Genomic DNA, 16,722 nt, shown 5'->3' on the forward strand with positions numbered 1-16,722 from the left:
TCATGCCGCTGACCGTGCAGGACGTGGACAGGTTCGAGACGTTGAGGCCTCGGCTGGAGGCCATCGCCTACCGCCTCCTCGGCTCCGCGAGCGAGGCCGAGGACGTCGTGCAGGAGACGTACCTGCGGTGGCAGGCCGCCGACGTCGAGCGCATCGAGGTCCTGGAGGCCTGGCTGACGAAGGTGCTCACCAACCTGTGCCTCAACCAGCTCACCTCGGCCCGCGCACGGCGTGAGAGGTACGTGGGGCAGTGGCTTCCCGAGCCGCTGCTCGACGGGGACCCGATGCTCGGCCCCGCGGGAACCGCCGAGCAGCGCGAGTCGCTCTCGTACGCGGTCCTGACCCTCATGGAGCGACTGTCTCCCAACGAGCGGGCCGTGTACGTGCTGCGGGAGGCCTTCGACTACCCGCACCGGGAGATCGCCGAGATCCTCGGCATCACCGAGGCGGGCAGTCAGCAGATCTTCCACCGCGCCAAGCGGCACATCGCGGCCGGCAGGGCCCGCGCCGAGATCGACGGGGCCGCCGCCCGGCGGATCGTCGAGGAGTTCCTGTCGGCAGCCACCACGGGAAAGACCGAGCCCCTTGTGCGGCTGCTCACCGCCGACGCCGTCTCGGTCGGGGACGGCGGCGGGAAGGTCCCGGCCCGGGCCACGCCGTTCGAGGGCGCTCTCGCGGTCGCGAGGTTCATGCGGGGCCTGTTCAAGCCGACACCGGCCAAGCGCGCGCTGCTCGGCGGCTCGGCCGAGATCTACGCGACGACCGCCAACGGTGGCCCCGCCTTCGTGGCCGTCGTCGAGGGCAGGGTCATCGGCATCACGTGTCTGGAGGTCACCCCCGAGGGCATCGCCGCGTTCCGTAGCCAGGTCAACCCCGACAAGCTGGAACGCGCGACGGGGCTGTGGGCTGCGGCCGACCACGGAGAGCCCCTGTTCCGCGCCTTCTGACGCCGGTGTGAGCTGCTTCACATGCGGTTCCTGTCAGGAATCGGCGTGCTGCCCGGTTCAAGGGGCGAAACCGGGCTCGACACGGGTCGGACCTGCGCAGACAGGAGTCAACCATGCAGCACCGCATCATCGTTCTCGGCGCCGGATACACCGGAGCCATCGCGGCCGGCCGCCTCGCCAAGCGCCTGCACCACGACGACGTGGCCATCACCCTCGTCAACGCCGAACCCGACTTCGTCGAACGCGTCCGCATGCACCAGCTCGCGGTCGGCCAGGACCTGAGGCCCCGGCCCTTGAGCGAGATGTTCGAGGGGACCGGCGTCGAGCTGCGGATCGCGAAGGTCACCGGCGTCGACGCCGACCGCAAGACGGTCACCGTCGTCGAGCAGGGGAGCGGCGCCGAGCGGGCGGGCGGCGCCGAGGAGCACGGCGACGCCGAACAACTGCCGTACGACACCCTGGTGTACGCCCTCGGCAGCCGCTGGAACGACCAGGGCGTCGCCGGCACCGCCGAGCACGCCCACCAGATCGCGAGCCGGCCCGGAGCACTCCGGTTGCGCGAGCGGCTGGCAGGCCTGGACGCCGGACAGCCCGTGGTCGTCGTCGGCGCCGGTCTCACGGGTGTGGAGGCCGCGACGGAGCTGGCCGAGGCCCGCCCCGACCTCGCTGTCTCCCTCGTCGCCCGCGGCGGCCTCGGCGACTGGCTCTCCGTCAAGGGCCGTAGCCATCTGCACAAGGTCGTCGGCAAGCTCGGCATCACCGTGCACGAGCATGCCGCCGTCACCGGCGTCGAGGCCGACCGCGTCACCACCGCCGACGGCCCGGCCATCCCCGCCGCGGTCACCGTGTGGACTACCGGCTTCGCGGTCCACCCGATCGCGCAGGCCACCACCCTGGAGATCACCGGTACCGGCCAGATCGTGGTCGACAGGACCATGCGCTCGCTCTCGCACCCGGACGTGTACGTCGTCGGCGACGCGGCCATGGCGATGGGTCCCGGCGACAAGCCGCTGCGGATGTCGTGCGCCTCGGGCACACCCGCCGCGTGGCAGGCCGCCGACGCCATCGCGGCACGCCTGACCGGCGGGAAACTGCCGAACATGACGGTCAGGTACTACAACCAGTGCATCTCGCTGGGCCGCAGGGAGGGCCTGATCCAGTACGTCACCGCCGACGACCGAGCTGTGGACGCGGCCCTGACCGGCCGACTGGCCGCCGTCTACAAGGAGTTGATCTGCAAGGGCGCGGCCTGGGGTGTCGCCAACCCGACCCTCGGTCTGCCCGCCCGGCGCCGCCACGTCGTGGGGGAGGCGGCCCGGGCGGGCGCGGCCGAGAAGGCGGCGGCCTGACGCGTACGGGGCAGCGGGCGCCCAGGCGACACCGGGCGCCCGCCGTGCGCCGACCGGCGGCCCCGTGTCATGCCGGACCCGCGCCCGGAGGTGTTCTCGCGAGGCACCAGGTGCCATGCGGAAGCACCAGGAGTCATGGATGCGCGGGCAGGGGGAAACCGACCGGGCATGGACGCAACGACAACGACCCGCGCACGGTGCCTGGTTGCCCTGACGGCGATCGTCCCTCTCGTCGCGGCGTGCGGCGGTGGCCACCACGGAAGCGACGACGAAGGCGCATGGGGAGCCGCGGCACAGCAGGCCGTGGCCCGGGACGCCGACCTGGTGATCACCACCGACAACGGGGTACGGCTGCGGCCCGCCGACGGTGACCGGGTCGGCGTGGGCGGGCGGATCCGGCACGAGTGGTCGCACCGGGACGACACCTGGGTGCTCGACCTGTCCTGCCCGAAGCGGGGGAAGCAGGGCGCCCACGGTGAGGAGTGTGCCCGGATGCCCGAGGTCGACGTCCCGAAGGGCACGTCCGTCACCGTCTCGGCCCGTAACGCGGGTATCGACGTGGCAGGTGTCCCGGCCGCACTGGACCTCACGACCGTCAACGGCGATGTGACCGTGACCAGGTCGGGCCGATCCGACGCCGCCGTCAGGCTGGAGACCCGCAACGGATCCGTGCGCGCGGGCACCCTGCGGGCCGACGAGGTGCACGCCGAAACGGTGAACGGCGACGTGACGCTCGACTGCGCCACGGCGCCGGACGGCGTCGGCGCCCTGTCCACCAACGGCTCGGTCCGGGTCATGCTGCCGCACGGCGCACCCGCCTACCGGGTCGCGGCGACCACCGAAAACGGCCGCCCCTCGGTCACCGTCCCCACCGGCGAGGACGACGACCACAGCATGACGCTCACGACCGTCAACGGTGATGTCACAGCAGGCGTGGAGTAGACGCGTACCGTCGAATGCCAGGGGCTCAGGGATCAGGGCCCAGCGACCAGCGGCCAGGGATCAGGGATCAGGGATCAGGGTTCGACGGTGAGGGGCACCCCGCCGGCGCTACCGGACGAAGGGCCGGTCTCCAGCAGCAGTTCACCCGCCTCCACGCCCACCGTGAGGTCACGCCTCACCGAACCGAGCGTGTCCGCGTCGATGCCGAACACGGCCTCACCGGTCTCACCGGGCCCGAGCCGGACACGGGCGAACCCGCGCAGCTCCCTCGTCCTGGGCCACGACGAGCCGCCCGACACCCGCCGCACGTACAGCTGCACCGTCTCGCACACCGGCCGGTCGCCCGTGTTGGTGACGGCGACCGTGCAGGTCAGCGCGGGCGCGTCCACCGGTACGGCCGCACGCGACAGCTTCGGCGCGCCGTAGGACACCGTCGTGTACGACAGCCCGTGGCCGAACGGGTGGCGTGCGGTGGCCGGTTGATCGACGTAACCCCGATAGCCGTGGTCCTTGCCGTTGTAGTGGACGGGCAGGTGCGCCGCCGAGCGCGGTACCGACACGGGGAGCCTGCCCTCCGGCTCCGCCCGGCCGAAGAGGACGTCGGCGACGGCACGGCCGCCCCACGGTCCCGGGTACCACGCGCTCAGTACGGCGCCCGCGGTCCCGGAGAGATCCGGCAGCGCGTGCGGGCGTCCCTGGATCAGGACCACGACGACAGGAGTGCCCGTGGCGGCCACGGCCTCGATCAGCCGCAACTGTGCTGCGGGCAAAGCGAGTTCGGCGAGGTCGACGCCCTCGCCGCAGGTCATGCCGGTCGGCGCGGCCGAACCGACCTGCGCCGCGCCGTTGTCGTCGAACGACGTGGCGCCGTCGCGGGCGCTGGACCCGCCCAGCACGAGCAGGGCCACGTCCGCCGCGGCGGCCAGGCCGACCGCCACGGGGATCGCGGAGAGGTCGCCGCCGGTCAGCGCGCACCCGGCGGCATGAGTGACCTTGACACCCTCGGGAGCAGACGCGCGGATGCCCTGCAGCACGGTGATACCGGTGCCGGGCCGCTGCGGTGCGGTGTAGTCGCCGATCTGCTGCGGTACTGAGTCGGCGTTGGGGCCCAGCACGGTGATCCGCCGGGTGGAGGGCGTCAACGGCAGGGTGTGTCCGTCGTGTTCGAGCAGGAGGACGGAGGCTCGGGCGATCCGCTCGCTCAACTCCCGTACCGGGAAGGCGGTTTCGTGGACGGGGCGCCCGGACGCGTACGGTTGCTCGAAGAGGCCCAGCCGGAACTTGAGCGTGAGGACCCGGGCGACGGCGGTGTCGAGTGTGGCCTCGGGGACGAGTCCACGGGTGACGGCCTCGGCCAGTCGCGGGAAGGCGGCGTCCCACAGGCTCAGGTCGCAGCCCGCCGCCAGAGCCATGGCGCCCGCGGCCACCGGGTCGCCGGTGAGCCGGACCAGCCGGTCGATGGCGCCGCCGTCCGCCATGACGATCCCGTCGTAGCCCCACCGGTCGCGCAGGAGCCCGGTCAGCAGGGGGTGGCTGGCGACGCAGGGCAGTCCGTCCAGTTCGTTGTACGCCGCCATCACGCCCGCCGCGCCGGCCCGGACGCCCGCGCGCGCCGCCGCGAGGTGGATCTCGTGGAGTTCCCGAGGGCCGAGCTCGGTGGCCGCGCTGTTGCGTCCGCCGACCGTGGCACCCTGCCCGGCGAAATGCTTGAGGACCACCGCCGTCCGTGCCCGGCGCATGCCGCGTACCAGCGCCTCCGTGAACCGGGCCGCCAGATACGGGTCCTCGCCGAAGCACTCCTCGGCGCGGCCCCAGCGCGGGTCGCGCACCAGGTCGAGCGCCGACACGAGCGCCACATGGCCGCCGCGGGCCCGCAGTTCGGCGCCCACGGCCTCGGCCGCCGCCTCGTACAGGCCGGGGTCCCAGGTGGCGCCCACCGCGAGGTTCACCGGCAGGACGGTGCCGTCGAGGGACTGGTGGCCGTGCGGCACCTCCTCCACGAACAGCGCCGGCACCCCCAGCCGGGTGTTCTCCACGACGTGCCGCTGTACGTCGTCGGAGACCCGGGCGCCGTCGGCCGCCGTGATGCCGTCCGCGAATCCCACCCCGGACCAGGGGTCGGCGCGCTGCAGCCCGTACAGGGCGCCCATGCCGTCGTACGCGGCCACTTCCGCGTGGAAGGCCTCGGTGAGCCGGTGTTCACCCGAGGAGGTCCGCTCGTAGGCGTCCCAGCCGTACAGACGCTGGTTGACCTGGCCGACCTTCTCCTGGAGGGTCATACGGCCCAGCAGGTCCCGCACCCGGGCCTCCACCGGCGCGTCCGGGTCCCGGTAGAGGGGCCGGGTCATGTCAGCTCCAGGACGACGACCCCGTACGGGGCGATCCGCACGTCCGTGACCTGGTCGCCGGAGCCGAGGTCACGCAGGGTGCCGGCCGCCTCCGGGCGCACCGTCAGCTCGTCGGCCGACTGGCTGACCAGCCACACGAAGCGCCGTCCGTCCTCGTGGACGAGCAGGTCGGCGCCCACGTACGGGCTGTCGACGGTGACCGGTCGGGCGGCTCCCGCGACGTCGGCGAGCGCCGCGTACAGGCGGTGGGTCTGCTCGGGGTTGACGTGGGCGGTGCGGGCGGCCATGTGCTCCAGCGGGTAGGTCGCCAGGACCGTCCGACCCCGTCCGGTCTCGCGTACGAGCAGGGCGGGGCGGCCGTGCGCGTCCACGGCGACCACCCGGGCGTCGCGGGGGACCACCGGCAGATAGGCGCGGCTGTCCTCGTTGCCCGCCACCGGGAACGTGAGGGTCTCGCCCGCGGAGAGGGGGCCGAAGTCCTCGGTGAAGGTCATCTCCAGCACGTCGTCGGTGATGGGCTCGGCGACCCCGTACGACAGTTGCAGTTCGACGCCGAACAGGCCGTCGAGGTCGTCGAACCACGGCCCGCGCGTGCCGGGATGCTCACCGGAGCAGAACGACAGGTAGACCGTCGCCCCCTCCTCCGCCCGGCGCGCCAGTTCACGGCGGGTGCGGGCCGTCAACTGCCGGGTCGCGGGCAGCAGATAGAGCTTGGCTCGGCCGGGGAGGTGGTCGGCCTCGCGGACGAGTCCGGCGGGCAGGTCGGCGGCGCGCGCTGCGACGTACGCTTGGTGCAGCGAAGTGAAGATCAGCGGGCGGTCGGCGGGCCTGCTGTAGGGGTAACCGCGCTCCAGGAACGCGGGCACGACCAGGGCGGCGTCGGAGTCCGCCCGTCGGCAGCGGGCGAAGTCGACGGCCTTCAACACAACGGCGAACTCGGCCAGTTCGAGCAGCGGAGCCTTCGGCGCGCCCTCGCTGTCCGTGATGCCGAAGTGCATCTCGAAGGGGTGGTGATCGTACGGCGAACGGTCCCGCAGGTCGTCGTAGTCGGTGTTGTTCCAGGCGATCCAGCCCGTGGCACCGCCCAGCAGGCTGTTGTGCAGGGTCTGCCGGTAGTAGACCCCGGCGTTCTCCGCGGACACGGTGTCGGTGGACAGGCCGAACTCCTCCAGCACGACCGGCTGTTCCGCCACCGACGCGAGCTCGCACTCGAAGGCCGCCCGGTGGTGCTGGCGCGGCCGGTCCGTGTCCGAGCGGTAGACGTGCGGGCCGACGAAGTCGACGTACTCGGCGGTGTCGCGGAGCGAGAAGCCGTTGTCGCGGCCGGTCACCTCGATGCCCCAGGCGCCGTCCCCGAGCGAGACGGGCTGGGTCCCGCCGGCGGCCCGCACGGCGTTGCACATGGCCTGCGCCCAGGCGGTCACGACGTCGGAGGAGGGCGGGTTCTCCTGGTAGACGCGGCCGTAGCCGGGCATCTCGTTGGTGATGAGCCAGCCGGTGACCGCGGGATGGTCCTTGAACCGCCGGGTCATCTGCGACGCGAACCACGCCTGGCGGCCCACCATCCACACGTCCTCGTACAGGTCACGCCCTCCGCGCCAGACGGGGTCCCAGTTCTCGCCGGACATGTGGCCGACGATGAAGGTGGGCACGGTGCCCATGCCCGCCTCGGTGTGCGCGTCGAGGAAGTCCGCGAACCGCTCGCACAGGGTCTCGTCGACGCGGTGCGGCTCGGGATGGAAGTCGGGCCAGTAGAAGAACGAGCGCGTCATGGTCAGACCGTGCTCGCGCAGCACCGCAAGCTCTTCGCGGACCGTCTTGGGGTCGTAGTCGCGCCACATCAGAGGACCGCCGGTGCGGGACCAGAAGTTGGCGCCGAGCCAGGGCAAGACGGCGGAGTCGTGGGTCAGGTGGGCGCTGTGGCGTCGCATGGTCCTTCTCGGATCGATCGAACGGGTGGTGCGGTACGGGCACGGGGCGGCCGGGCGGTACAGGTCCGGCCCGGTGGCCGGGGCGGGGTCAAGGGGCAGGTCTTCGGGGAACCGGGCCGGTGGACTCACGGACGACCAGCCGGGGCCGGTCGTCGAGCCGCTCGGCCTCGACGTCCTCGCCGCAGCGGGCGAGCAGGACCCGGGCGGCTGCCGCGCCGACCCGCTGCACCTGCTGGTCGACGGTGGTCAGCCGCGGATGGAGCCAACGGCCCAGGGGCAGGTTGTCGTAGCCGACGACCGACAGATCCTTCGGGACGCGCAGGCCCGCGCGCTGGGCGGCGCCCATGCCACACACGGCCATGGAGTCGTTGGCGTAGACGATGGCCGTGGGGCGGTCGGGGGTGTCCAGCAGCGCGACGGTCGCGGCGACGGCCGACACCTCCGAGAAGTCGGTGTGCAGCACGGCGACCGGCCGGACCCCCGCCTCGCGCAGGGCCGCGTCGAAGGCGCCATGGCGCAGTCTGGTGTGCTGCAACTCCTCGGGGCCCGCCACATAGGCGATGCGCCGGTGACCGAGTTGCAGCAGGTGGGCGACGACTTCTTCCACGCCGGCCCCCTGCTGTCCGAGGCCGACGCTCGGCACGGCCGCGGCGCGGTCGGGAGCGCCCAGCAGCACCGCGGGCAGGCCGAGGCGGGCCAGCAGCGCGGGACGCGGGTCGACGGCACGTGCGTCGGTGAGGACCGCGCCGTCCACCCGCCCCTCGGCGGCCAGGCGCTCGTAGAGGACGTTCTCCTCCTGCGCCCCGGCGACCAGATGCAGCAGCAACCCGTAACCGCGCGGGGCCAGTTCACCCTCTATGCCGGTGATCAGTTCGCTGAAGTGCGGGTCCGCGCCCAGGACGTCGGTGGGGCGCCGGACGACCAGGGCGAGCGTACGAGTGCGGGCGCTGCGCAGCGCCGCGGCGGGCGCGCTCGGCGACCAGCCCAGCTCAAGGGCGGTGTCCAGGATGCGGCGGCGGGTCGCCGGGGACAGCCGCCCCTTGTCGTTGAAGGCCTGCGACACGGCCGCGGTGGACACACCGGCTGCCGCGGCGACGGCCTTGATGGTGGGCCGCCTGCTGCCGGGTTTCCCGGGCGCGTCGGTCTCGGAGTTCGGGTTCACATCTTCACCGCCCCGCTGACGAGCGCCTGCTGCATGCGCTTCTGCAGCACCGTGTAGACGACCCACACCGGTACGAGGGTGAGGACGGTGCCCGCGGTGAGGACGCCGTAGTCGGTCCCGGTGATCGACTTCAGGGTGGGCAGCGCGACCTGGACGGTGCGTTGTGCGGGGTCGGGGCCGATGATCACGAGCGAGTACAGGTACTCGTTCCAGAAGGTGAGGAAGTTCAGCAGCAGGACGGTCGCGATGCCGGGCATGCACATCGGGACGTAGACGTGCCGCAGGACCGCGAACGTGGACGCGCCGTCCATGCGGGCGGCCTCCTCCATCTCCTTCGGGATGGTCCGCATGAACTGCACCAGGATCACCACGGACAGCGGCATCGCGGTCGCGGGCAGGAACAGCACCATGAACGTACGGGTGTGGAACAGCCCGGTCGCCGCGGCCAGCAGGAAGGTCGGGAAGAGCGCCGCGAAGGTGGGGATGAGGAAGCCGAGCGAGAAGACCTTCTCCATGACCGAGGCGAGCCGGCCGGTGGACCGGGCGAGCGCGAACGCCGCGGGCAGCGCGAGGCCCAGGGTCAGCACGAGGGCGGAGACCGTCACCAGCGTCGAGTTGACGACGGCGAGTCCCAGGTCGGCGCTGTCGAAGGCGGTGCGGAAGTTGCCGGACCCGAACGAGGTGGGCAGGGCGAAGGGGTGCGCGAAGATCTCGTCGTTGGTCTTGAAGGCCGAGGCGAGGAAGTAGTACAGCGGCACGATCAGCAGGACCGCGTAGGACCACACCAGGATGTGCGCGGGGAGCCAGCGCTTGCCGAGCTTCATGGTGAGCGGCTCCGATCAGTAGTTCTGGCGGAATGCGCGACGGATGGTGAGCAGTCCGACGAGCCCGGCGAGGAAGAGGATGACGCCGACGGTCTGGCTGTAGCCCAGGTCGGCCGCGATGAACGCCTTCTGGTAGACGAGGAACGACAGGGTGGTGGACGAGCTGCCCGGCCCGCCCTGGGTGAGCAGCAGGACGTGCTGGGCGGAACCGAAGAGCGTCCACAGGAACTGCAGCATCGTCACGACACCGACGTAGTCGCGGATGACGGGGAAGTGGATGAGCCACATCGTGCGCCAGTGCCCGGCGCCGTCGAGCTGGGCGGCCTCGCCGAGTTCGTCGGGCACACTGCCCAGACGGGCCGCGAACAGTACGGCGGTGAAGCCGATCCCGGCCCACACGTCCAGCGCGATCAGACACGCCAGCGCGGTGGACGGCGAGGCGAGCCAGGCGTCGGTGAGTGAGCCGAGTCCGACGGACTCCAGGGCGCCGTTGGCCAGCCCGTCCGGGGACAGGGCGGCGTAGAAGACCATGGCCTTCGCCGGCGTCGAGATGAGGCCCGGGATGAAGAGCAGATAGCGGATGACACGGTGTCCCGGCGGTTTCTGCGCGACGTAGTAGCCCAGCATGTAGGCGCACACGATCATGATCGGCAGGGCGACGGCGAGCTGGACCGCGGTGTTGCGCACCGCGTCCCAGAAGACCGGGTCGTCGAGGACGGTACGGACGTTGCCGAGGCCGGCGAACGACACCGGTTGCAGCATGCCGGGCCAGTGCAGGGCGGCGACCACGAAGATCGCGACCATCGGCCCGACCATGAAGACCAGGTACCAGATCAGGGCCGGGACGGCGAGGCCGGTGCCGCCCTGCCGGGGCGGGCGCCGCCCCGGGGTGGCGGACGGCGGGCCGGGGCGGCGGACCGTGGTGCCGCCCGGTGTGGGCGTCAACGTCGTCATGCGGTGACTCCGATGGACTCGGGCGCGGGACTGGACTGGGGCGAAGGACTGGGCACGGGCGCGGGAAGGGACTCGGGCGCCGGACGCGAGGGAGACGGCAGCGGGGGAGGAGGCCGGCGGCTCACGCGGATCGGTACGCGGCTTCGAGCGCGGCGCGGACCTTCGCGGCGCCGGTCCCGCGGGTGAAGGACGTACTGGTCGCGGTGATCAGCGGCTGGGTCGCGGTCGGCGGCACGTACACGTCGGGCAGCAGGACCTGGCTGACGTCGTCCCCCAGCCGCTGGGCGGCCGCGACCAGCGGGAAGTCCGTACTGACCGTGGTGGAGCGCAGCGCCATGTCGCGACCGCTCTCCTTGATGAACCGCGACACGGTGTCGGGGCGGTACATGAAGCGCAGGAACTTCTCGACCGCGTCGATCTTCTTCGTGCCGTTCGGGCTGATCCAGAAACCGATCAGCGTGTACGTCCGCAGGATCGTCGGCCGGTCGTGGGCGGCCCCCTCGGCGAGCGGCCAGCCCGCCACGTCCGTGTGCCGTGCGACGGGCTCGGGCACCTTCGCGAGCGCCGACGACATGGCCGACTGGATCGCCGCGGCCTGCGTGTTGTACTGCGTGGTCATCAGGTCCGAGGTCAGCCCCTGGGCCTTGTCGACGAACACCCCGGCGTCGCGCAGCGACACGAAGTACTCGATGCCCTCCTTCGCGCCCCTGCTCCCGCTGAAGTCGCCGGTGGAGTAGACGTGCCGGGCCTCGTCCTCGGTGAGGAAGGTCTGGATGATCTGGGCGAGGAGCTTCTGCCCGGTCCAGTCGTTGCCGCCGGTCGTGACGGGGCCGATGCCCTTGGCCCGCAGCTTGCGGGCCGCGGCGATCAGCTGGTCGCCGGTGACCGGGATCTCGTCCACGCCCGCCTTGTCGAGGAGCGACCTGTTGTAGGCGACCGGCCAGTTCGTGGCGAAGTAGGGGAAGGCCCGCAGCCTGCCCTTGCCGTCGGTCCAGGCGTCCAGGGCCACGGGCAGCACCCGCTCGCGCAGCCCCCAGTCGTCGAGATAGTCCTTGACGTCGACCGTGGCGCCGACATCCGTCCAGGCCAGGGTCTTGTCGTAGAGGTTGACCATGACGACGTCCGGCTCCTTGCGGGCCAGCCGTGAGGTCTCGTAGACCTGGGCGAGGTCGTCGCCGTTGACGAGGTTCTTGACCTTGAGCCCCGGGTTCTCCTTGCGGAAGCGGTCCAGGGACGCCAGATAGGTGGGCGATCCCGGCGCGGTGGTGCCCAGCTGGCTGTGCACGACGAGGGTGTCGGGATCGGAGTCCGCCGCGGCCAGCGCGGAACAGCCGGACAGAGCGGGCAGGGCGGTCGCGGCGGTGAGGCCGGAACCGGCGGCGAGGAAGCCGCGCCGAGTCAGCGGTGAACGCACAGCGGGGTGTCTCCAACCATGGAGGTTAACGAGTGGTTAATCGATGTACCTGCGGAAGTGCGAGGACTTTAGGAGGGCTTCCGCGTGCGGTCAAGACCCGGAGGGGATCCAGCGGAAACCCGGCGGGGAAACAGCCCCGGGCCCCGGCGGGGAAACATCGCCGGGGCCCGGAGGGAGAAGCACCCCGAAGGGGCGCGGGGAACCGCGCGCTCAGCCGCATCCGGCCGGCAGCCGCCACACGCCGGAACCCCGCTCCCCAGGGGGCGACCTGCACCAAAGGATCACGCGCCGCAGAAGCTGCGTACGCGACCCGCTCCGGTCAGCCGAGCCCCACCGCCCGCATGATCGTCTGCGTCACGGTGCTGCCCCGCGCATCGGACGCATGGACCCGCACCGCCAGGAACTCGGCGCGGGAAGGAGCGGCAAGCCTGGTGAGCGCGCCCTTGGACGACGTGGACAGCGAGGCACGGCGCCAGCTGCGCCCGTCGTCGTACGACACCTCGACCCTGTCGACCCGGGTCGCGGCGACGGAGACCCCCGGCACGTGCGAGGCAGTGATCAGCACAGGCGCGGTCCGCTCGGCCGTGCCGTCGGCCGCGGTCGGGATCCGGTAGTCGAGCTGCACCAGCGGCAGAAGACCGCTGTCACCCTTCTTGGGGGTCGCCGACACGAAGCCCCACTCGGTACGGGTGGAGGTCGAGTACGGGAACCCTTCCGTGCGCTCCGTCGTGGTCACCAGGCGGTAGTCGCCCCTGGCCGACGGCACCTCGCTCTCCACGGAGGAGCCGTCGGAGCCCGCCACCAGGGTGCCGCCCCGGTAGAGCTCCGTCCGCTGAGAGGTCGTACCGGTTCCGTAGGTACTCACATGGCCGTCGGAACCGTCACCCCAGCCCGGTACGGACGCCTCGACGGTGTCCCCGGTGCGCCGTGGCAGCGATTCGCTGACGTTGACCCGAGGCCGCTGCACGGGCCCGAACCACTGCACGTACGTGTTGCGCCCCGCCGGATAGGTGACCATGCCGGACTTCTGCGTCGCGAAGCCCGTCGTCGCCTCCTCCATCCACGGCACCCCGCGGTCCGAGGTCACCCAGTCGGTGCGCCGGGCCCCGGAACGGGACAGCCGCTGCATGCCGATCTTCACCCCCAGATAGGGCTGGATGTCGTAACGGAACTCGTCGACCTCCTGAGCCGGATCATTGCGGAAGTCGACGTCCACGCGGGCGAGTTGCCGCTCGGTCGGCGCGTACGTCAGCTTCTTGGGGACATCGCCGTGCCAGGAGCGCACGAGGTCGTACAGGTAACCCGTCCTCGCGTGGGTGACCGTGCGCATCGCGACGGAGCCGTCCGGGCTCGCCTTGATGCGGTCGATCAGTGTGGTGCCCTCGGTCCGGGACAGGCCCACGACGGTGAGCGGAGTCCTACGGATGGGCTCGCGGAGCCTGCCGTCGACGTCGTTGACGATCACCAGCAGTGCGACCCCCGCCTTCTCGGCGGACTGCACCTGGTCGGCCGCGGCGGCGTTTGCCTCGGATGCGTCGACCTTCACGTTGGCGGCCGCGAGGTCCTCGTCGTCCTCCGGCAGATAGTCGACCACGGCGATCTTGCCCCGGGCGTCCAGGCCCTCGTAGTCGTCCGTCAGACCGGCTCCGGCGTAGACGGTACGCAGCGTGCGGTCGCCCTCGGCCGGATCGGCGGACCCGGGCTGGACCCACAGGTCGTCGAAGTTCTGCTTCCCCGAGGTGAGGCTGACGAGCGGCTGCTGCATGCGCCAGCGGGCCGTGTAGGTCAGGTCGCCCGAGGAGGGCTTCGCCGTCGGCAGGGCCCACAGGCTGTCGTAGCCGCTCCCGACCGTCCAGGAGTCGACGACCGGAGGCGAGTCGTCCCCGAACGTCCGGCTGAAGTCGACCCGGACATCGCTGTCCGTGCTCGCCCTCGGTGTCACCACACGGGTCTGCACCAGACGTGTGCCGTCGAGCGTGACGTCCGTGTCTCCGCGCACCTCGACGGTGGGCGCGCTCAGCAGCGCCAGGCCCCGCGAGGACTCGCCGTGCGTTCCCTCGACCGGCGCCCAGACCCAGACCGTGTAGGTACCGGGCCGTACGAGAGCGTCGAGGGCGCCGCCGGCCGCGTTGGCCGACTGGGCGTACTCGTCGCCCTGCCGCTGCCAGTTGACGAAGACGAGGGACGGGTGCGGGGCGCCGGCGCGGTCGGTCACATGGACGCGCAGGTGGAAGGGCTCCTCGTAGGTGCTGACCCCGAGGAGTGACCTGGTCACCGTCCTGCCCGAGGCTTCGGCGGTGAGCTGTGCCGTGTAGCGCCGCTCGGTCGAGGCCCGGTCCAGGTGGGTGGTCACCGTCGTGGACGCCGAGCCGCCCGCGGGTACGACGAGCTGCTTGTCGGCGACGGTGAACAGGCCCTCGGGTGCCTCGGCGTCGGTCACGGACAGGTCGAGCGTGACCGGCTCGGCTCCGTCGTTGCGCCACCGGACCGACTTCTCCACCGTCTCGCCCGGCACGCTGGTGGTGTGGATGCCTGCGTCGACCGTCCCCGTGGCGAACAGCGTGCCGTCGGTCGCGGCGACCGCGTCCACCCGGCCGTTGCCGCCCGCGTCGGCCGGGTTGTCCGGAGTGGCCTTGGAGGTGCTGACCAGCGCGTCCTTGATCTCGGCGCCGGTCCAGTCCGGGTGCGCGGCGGCGACCAGTGCGGCCACACCTGCGACATGCGGGGTCGCCATGGACGTACCGCTCTTGGCCGTATACGAGCCGCTGCCCGACGTGTACTGGGAACGGGCCGCCAGGATGCCCACACCGGGTGCGGTGATCTCGGGCTTCAGGGCGTCGTCCCGCAGCCGGGGACCGCGGCTGGAGAACTCCGCCACGGCGTCGTCCGCGTCGACCGCGCCCACGGTCAGCGCGGAGTCCGCGGCACCGGGGGCGGCCACGGTGTGGTCGTACGGTCCGGCGTTGCCCGCCGCGACGGCGAACAGGGTGCCGGTCTCGGCGCTGAGACGGTTCACGGCCTGGCTCATCGGGTCGCTGCCGTCGGAGGGCCGGTCGGAGCCCAGGCTCATGCTGACGACCTTGGCCTTGGCCTCGCGGGCCGCCCACTCCATACCGCTGATGATCCAGGAGTCGTAGCCGTTGCCCGCGTCGCTCAGGACCTTGCCCACGTGCAGCTCGGCGCCCGGCGCTACCCCCTTCTCGACGCCGCCCGCCGAGGCGGCGCCGCTGCCCGCGATGGTCGACGCCACGTGGGTGCCGTGCCCGTTGCGGTCCGTGACTCCCTCGTCGGGCACGAAGCTCTTCGACGAGGCGACGGCGTCCGACAGGTCCGGGTGCCCGGTGTCGTAGCCGGTGTCCAGGACGGCGACGTCGACACCCTCTCCGGTGTCGCCCTTCGCCCACACCTCGGGTGCACCGATCTGGGCGGTGCTGTCCGCGAGTTCGGCCTCGACCTTGCCGTCGAGCCATATCTTCCGAACGCCACCGGCCAGGACCGGGGCGGCACTTCGGGCGGTCGGGGCCTTGGCCGCCGGAGCCGTGAGATCGCTCCAGAAGGCCGCGGCCCGAGTGCGGTCCTGGACGAGCGCGGTGCTGTTGATGCTGCTCAACGCCCTTGCCTCGGTGGCCCCTTCGGGCAGCGAAGCCTCATCCGACGTGCGCCGGGCGGCCGCAGCGTAACTGACGATGAGGGGAAGGCCGTCGGCGTGGGAGTCGCCGTAACCTTCGGCCAACAGGCGGGTGACGTTGAAGAGTTCGGGGTCGAGCAGGCCGGAGCCGACATAGGTGTCGGCGGAGGACGGGTACACGTAGGTGTCGTCGCCCTGCCGGTTGATGCGCGCGTCGGCCCGCAGGCCGTCCGGCCCCTGTACGGAGACGGTGTCGGGACCGGCGCCGCCAGGAGTGACGGTGACCTGATCACCCGTCAGCAGCGTGACGGTGCGGCTCTTGGTCCCTGATGAGGAAGCGGCCGGGCCGCCGGCCTTGGCAACGTTGTCGGCGTGGGCGGACAGGTCGAGATCGGCCGCGGCGGCGGACGGGGTTGCCGTCAGCGCCACGAGGGCCGTTCCGATGGCCAGCAGTCTGTGTCTGCCGGGATGCATCAGTCGCACGGGCGTCCTTGATCGAATCGATTGCGAAGCGGACGGCTGGACACTAGCCATTGGGTCACTGTCGCGGGAGGGGGTTCCCGGAAAGATCGTTCCGTGAAATGTGCTTGCAACGTGGGGAGTTGGGAGGGCGGGGAGGGGCGGGGGAGCAGGCGGTCGGGCGCGGCTTCCAGGGTCGCCCGACGCGGCTGCCGGGATCGCGCGGCCGTCGGGGCACAGGGGGTGCGCTCTTGACAAGGGAGCCCACCCGCAACGTACGTTCATTCCGCAACCATCAGGAGCGGCCGAGAGACCTGGCTCGTCGAAGCCGCAGCAAGAACGTGCCGCGGTCCGCGGCGCCGCCGAGTAGCTGATGCCGGGACCGACGGGAGACACCGTGAGGGCGCCACACGTCAGGCCGGTCCGCTGCGTCGTCACGCTGCGGGTCTGGACGAAGCGCCGCCACGTGGACCTGTGCCGGACGCACGCCGCGCTCTGTAGCTGACCCCTTGTCCCGGAACTGACCCCCTGTTCCGGCTTCCCCCGGCAGGCCCGCGTGCCCATGCGCACGCGTGCGCCGCCGCAGCTTCGCCCGGCCGCGTCCGATCCGGCATGTCCGGACCTCCGCGCCGCCGGAGTTCCCCCGCCCCCAGAAGCCACCGGCATCGGCATCGGTACCGACACGGGTACCGGCACGGACATCGACATGGACACCGGCCTGGGTGCCGACATGTGGGTACCGATCTCGCACCGGTGAGAATGGA

At 71.8% G+C, this 16,722-nt stretch carries 11 protein-coding genes; 4 read left to right on the forward strand and 7 right to left on the reverse strand.

Annotated elements, in window-relative coordinates:
* The first annotated feature begins 2 nt into the window (after nt 1-2).
* The 3 genes from sigJ (at nt 3) to OHS59_RS42400 (ending at nt 3,238) form a co-directional block, all read left to right on the forward strand.
* A complete protein-coding gene (gene sigJ / locus OHS59_RS42390) occupies nt 3-947 on the forward strand; it encodes an RNA polymerase sigma factor SigJ (protein WP_328498660.1) in 945 nt (314 codons plus the stop codon).
* 113 nt (nt 948-1,060) lie between these two features.
* Nucleotides 1,061-2,296, forward strand: a complete 1,236-nt coding sequence (locus OHS59_RS42395) for an NAD(P)/FAD-dependent oxidoreductase (RefSeq protein WP_328498661.1) — start codon at nt 1,061-1,063, stop codon at nt 2,294-2,296.
* Between the two features lie 168 nt (nt 2,297-2,464).
* Nucleotides 2,465-3,238 carry a DUF4097 family beta strand repeat-containing protein gene (locus OHS59_RS42400; protein WP_328498662.1) on the forward strand — a complete coding sequence of 258 codons (774 nt, stop codon included), beginning with the start codon at nt 2,465-2,467 and terminating at the stop codon, nt 3,236-3,238.
* A gap of 74 nt (nt 3,239-3,312) precedes the next feature.
* Here OHS59_RS42400 and OHS59_RS42405 read toward each other — a convergent pair whose 3' ends face one another.
* The 7 genes from OHS59_RS42405 to OHS59_RS42435 all read right to left on the reverse strand — a co-directional run bounded on the left by OHS59_RS42405 (nt 3,313) and on the right by OHS59_RS42435 (nt 15,973).
* Nucleotides 3,313-5,586: a glycoside hydrolase family 3 N-terminal domain-containing protein gene (locus OHS59_RS42405; RefSeq protein ID WP_328498663.1), complete on the reverse strand. Its 2,274-nt coding sequence runs from the start codon at nt 5,584-5,586 to the stop codon at nt 3,313-3,315.
* On the reverse strand, nt 5,583-7,517 hold the full coding sequence (locus OHS59_RS42410) for a cellulase family glycosylhydrolase (protein ID WP_328498664.1): 1,935 nt from the start codon (nt 7,515-7,517) through the stop codon (nt 5,583-5,585). The genes OHS59_RS42405 and OHS59_RS42410 overlap by 4 nt, the downstream gene beginning before the upstream one ends.
* Nucleotides 7,518-7,605: 88 nt before the next feature.
* Nucleotides 7,606-8,679: a LacI family DNA-binding transcriptional regulator gene (locus tag OHS59_RS42415; protein WP_328498665.1), complete on the reverse strand. Its 1,074-nt coding sequence runs from the start codon at nt 8,677-8,679 to the stop codon at nt 7,606-7,608.
* On the reverse strand, nt 8,676-9,503 hold the full coding sequence (locus tag OHS59_RS42420) for a carbohydrate ABC transporter permease (protein WP_328498666.1): 828 nt from the start codon (nt 9,501-9,503) through the stop codon (nt 8,676-8,678). The genes OHS59_RS42415 and OHS59_RS42420 overlap by 4 nt, the downstream gene beginning before the upstream one ends.
* 15 nt (nt 9,504-9,518) lie before the next feature.
* Nucleotides 9,519-10,457: a carbohydrate ABC transporter permease gene (locus OHS59_RS42425; protein WP_328498667.1), complete on the reverse strand. Its 939-nt coding sequence runs from the start codon at nt 10,455-10,457 to the stop codon at nt 9,519-9,521.
* 121 nt (nt 10,458-10,578) lie between these two features.
* Nucleotides 10,579-11,871, reverse strand: a complete 1,293-nt coding sequence (locus OHS59_RS42430) for an ABC transporter substrate-binding protein (RefSeq protein ID WP_328498668.1) — start codon at nt 11,869-11,871, stop codon at nt 10,579-10,581.
* Nucleotides 11,872-12,190: 319 nt separating this feature from the next.
* Nucleotides 12,191-15,973 carry a S8 family serine peptidase gene (locus tag OHS59_RS42435; protein ID WP_328498669.1) on the reverse strand — a complete coding sequence of 1,261 codons (3,783 nt, stop codon included), beginning with the start codon at nt 15,971-15,973 and terminating at the stop codon, nt 12,191-12,193.
* A 547-nt stretch (nt 15,974-16,520) separates the two neighbouring features.
* On the opposite strand from OHS59_RS42435, the gene OHS59_RS42440 reads away from it, so the two are divergent.
* Nucleotides 16,521-16,715, forward strand: a complete 195-nt coding sequence (locus OHS59_RS42440; RefSeq protein ID WP_328498670.1) for a hypothetical protein — start codon at nt 16,521-16,523, stop codon at nt 16,713-16,715.
* Nucleotides 16,716-16,722: the final 7 nt, after the last annotated feature.

The organism is Streptomyces sp. NBC_00414 (assembly GCF_036038375.1).
Classification (GTDB): Bacteria; Actinomycetota; Actinomycetes; order Streptomycetales; family Streptomycetaceae; genus Streptomyces.

Excerpts from the sequence above, each read along its gene's own strand:
- sigJ (WP_328498660.1), top strand. The coding sequence starts at position 3 with ATGCCGCTGACCGTGCAGGACGTGGACAGGTTCGAGACGTTGAGGCCT.
- OHS59_RS42395 (WP_328498661.1), top strand. The coding sequence starts at position 1,061 with ATGCAGCACCGCATCATCGTTCTCGGCGCCGGATACACCGGAGCCATC.
- OHS59_RS42400 (WP_328498662.1), top strand. The coding sequence starts at position 2,465 with ATGGACGCAACGACAACGACCCGCGCACGGTGCCTGGTTGCCCTGACG.
- OHS59_RS42405 (WP_328498663.1), bottom strand. The coding sequence starts at position 5,586 with ATGACCCGGCCCCTCTACCGGGACCCGGACGCGCCGGTGGAGGCCCGG.
- OHS59_RS42410 (WP_328498664.1), bottom strand. The coding sequence starts at position 7,517 with ATGCGACGCCACAGCGCCCACCTGACCCACGACTCCGCCGTCTTGCCC.
- OHS59_RS42420 (WP_328498666.1), bottom strand. The coding sequence starts at position 9,503 with ATGAAGCTCGGCAAGCGCTGGCTCCCCGCGCACATCCTGGTGTGGTCC.
- OHS59_RS42425 (WP_328498667.1), bottom strand. The coding sequence starts at position 10,457 with ATGACGACGTTGACGCCCACACCGGGCGGCACCACGGTCCGCCGCCCC.
- OHS59_RS42435 (WP_328498669.1), bottom strand. The coding sequence starts at position 15,973 with ATGCATCCCGGCAGACACAGACTGCTGGCCATCGGAACGGCCCTCGTG.
- OHS59_RS42440 (WP_328498670.1), top strand. The coding sequence starts at position 16,521 with ATGCGCACGCGTGCGCCGCCGCAGCTTCGCCCGGCCGCGTCCGATCCG.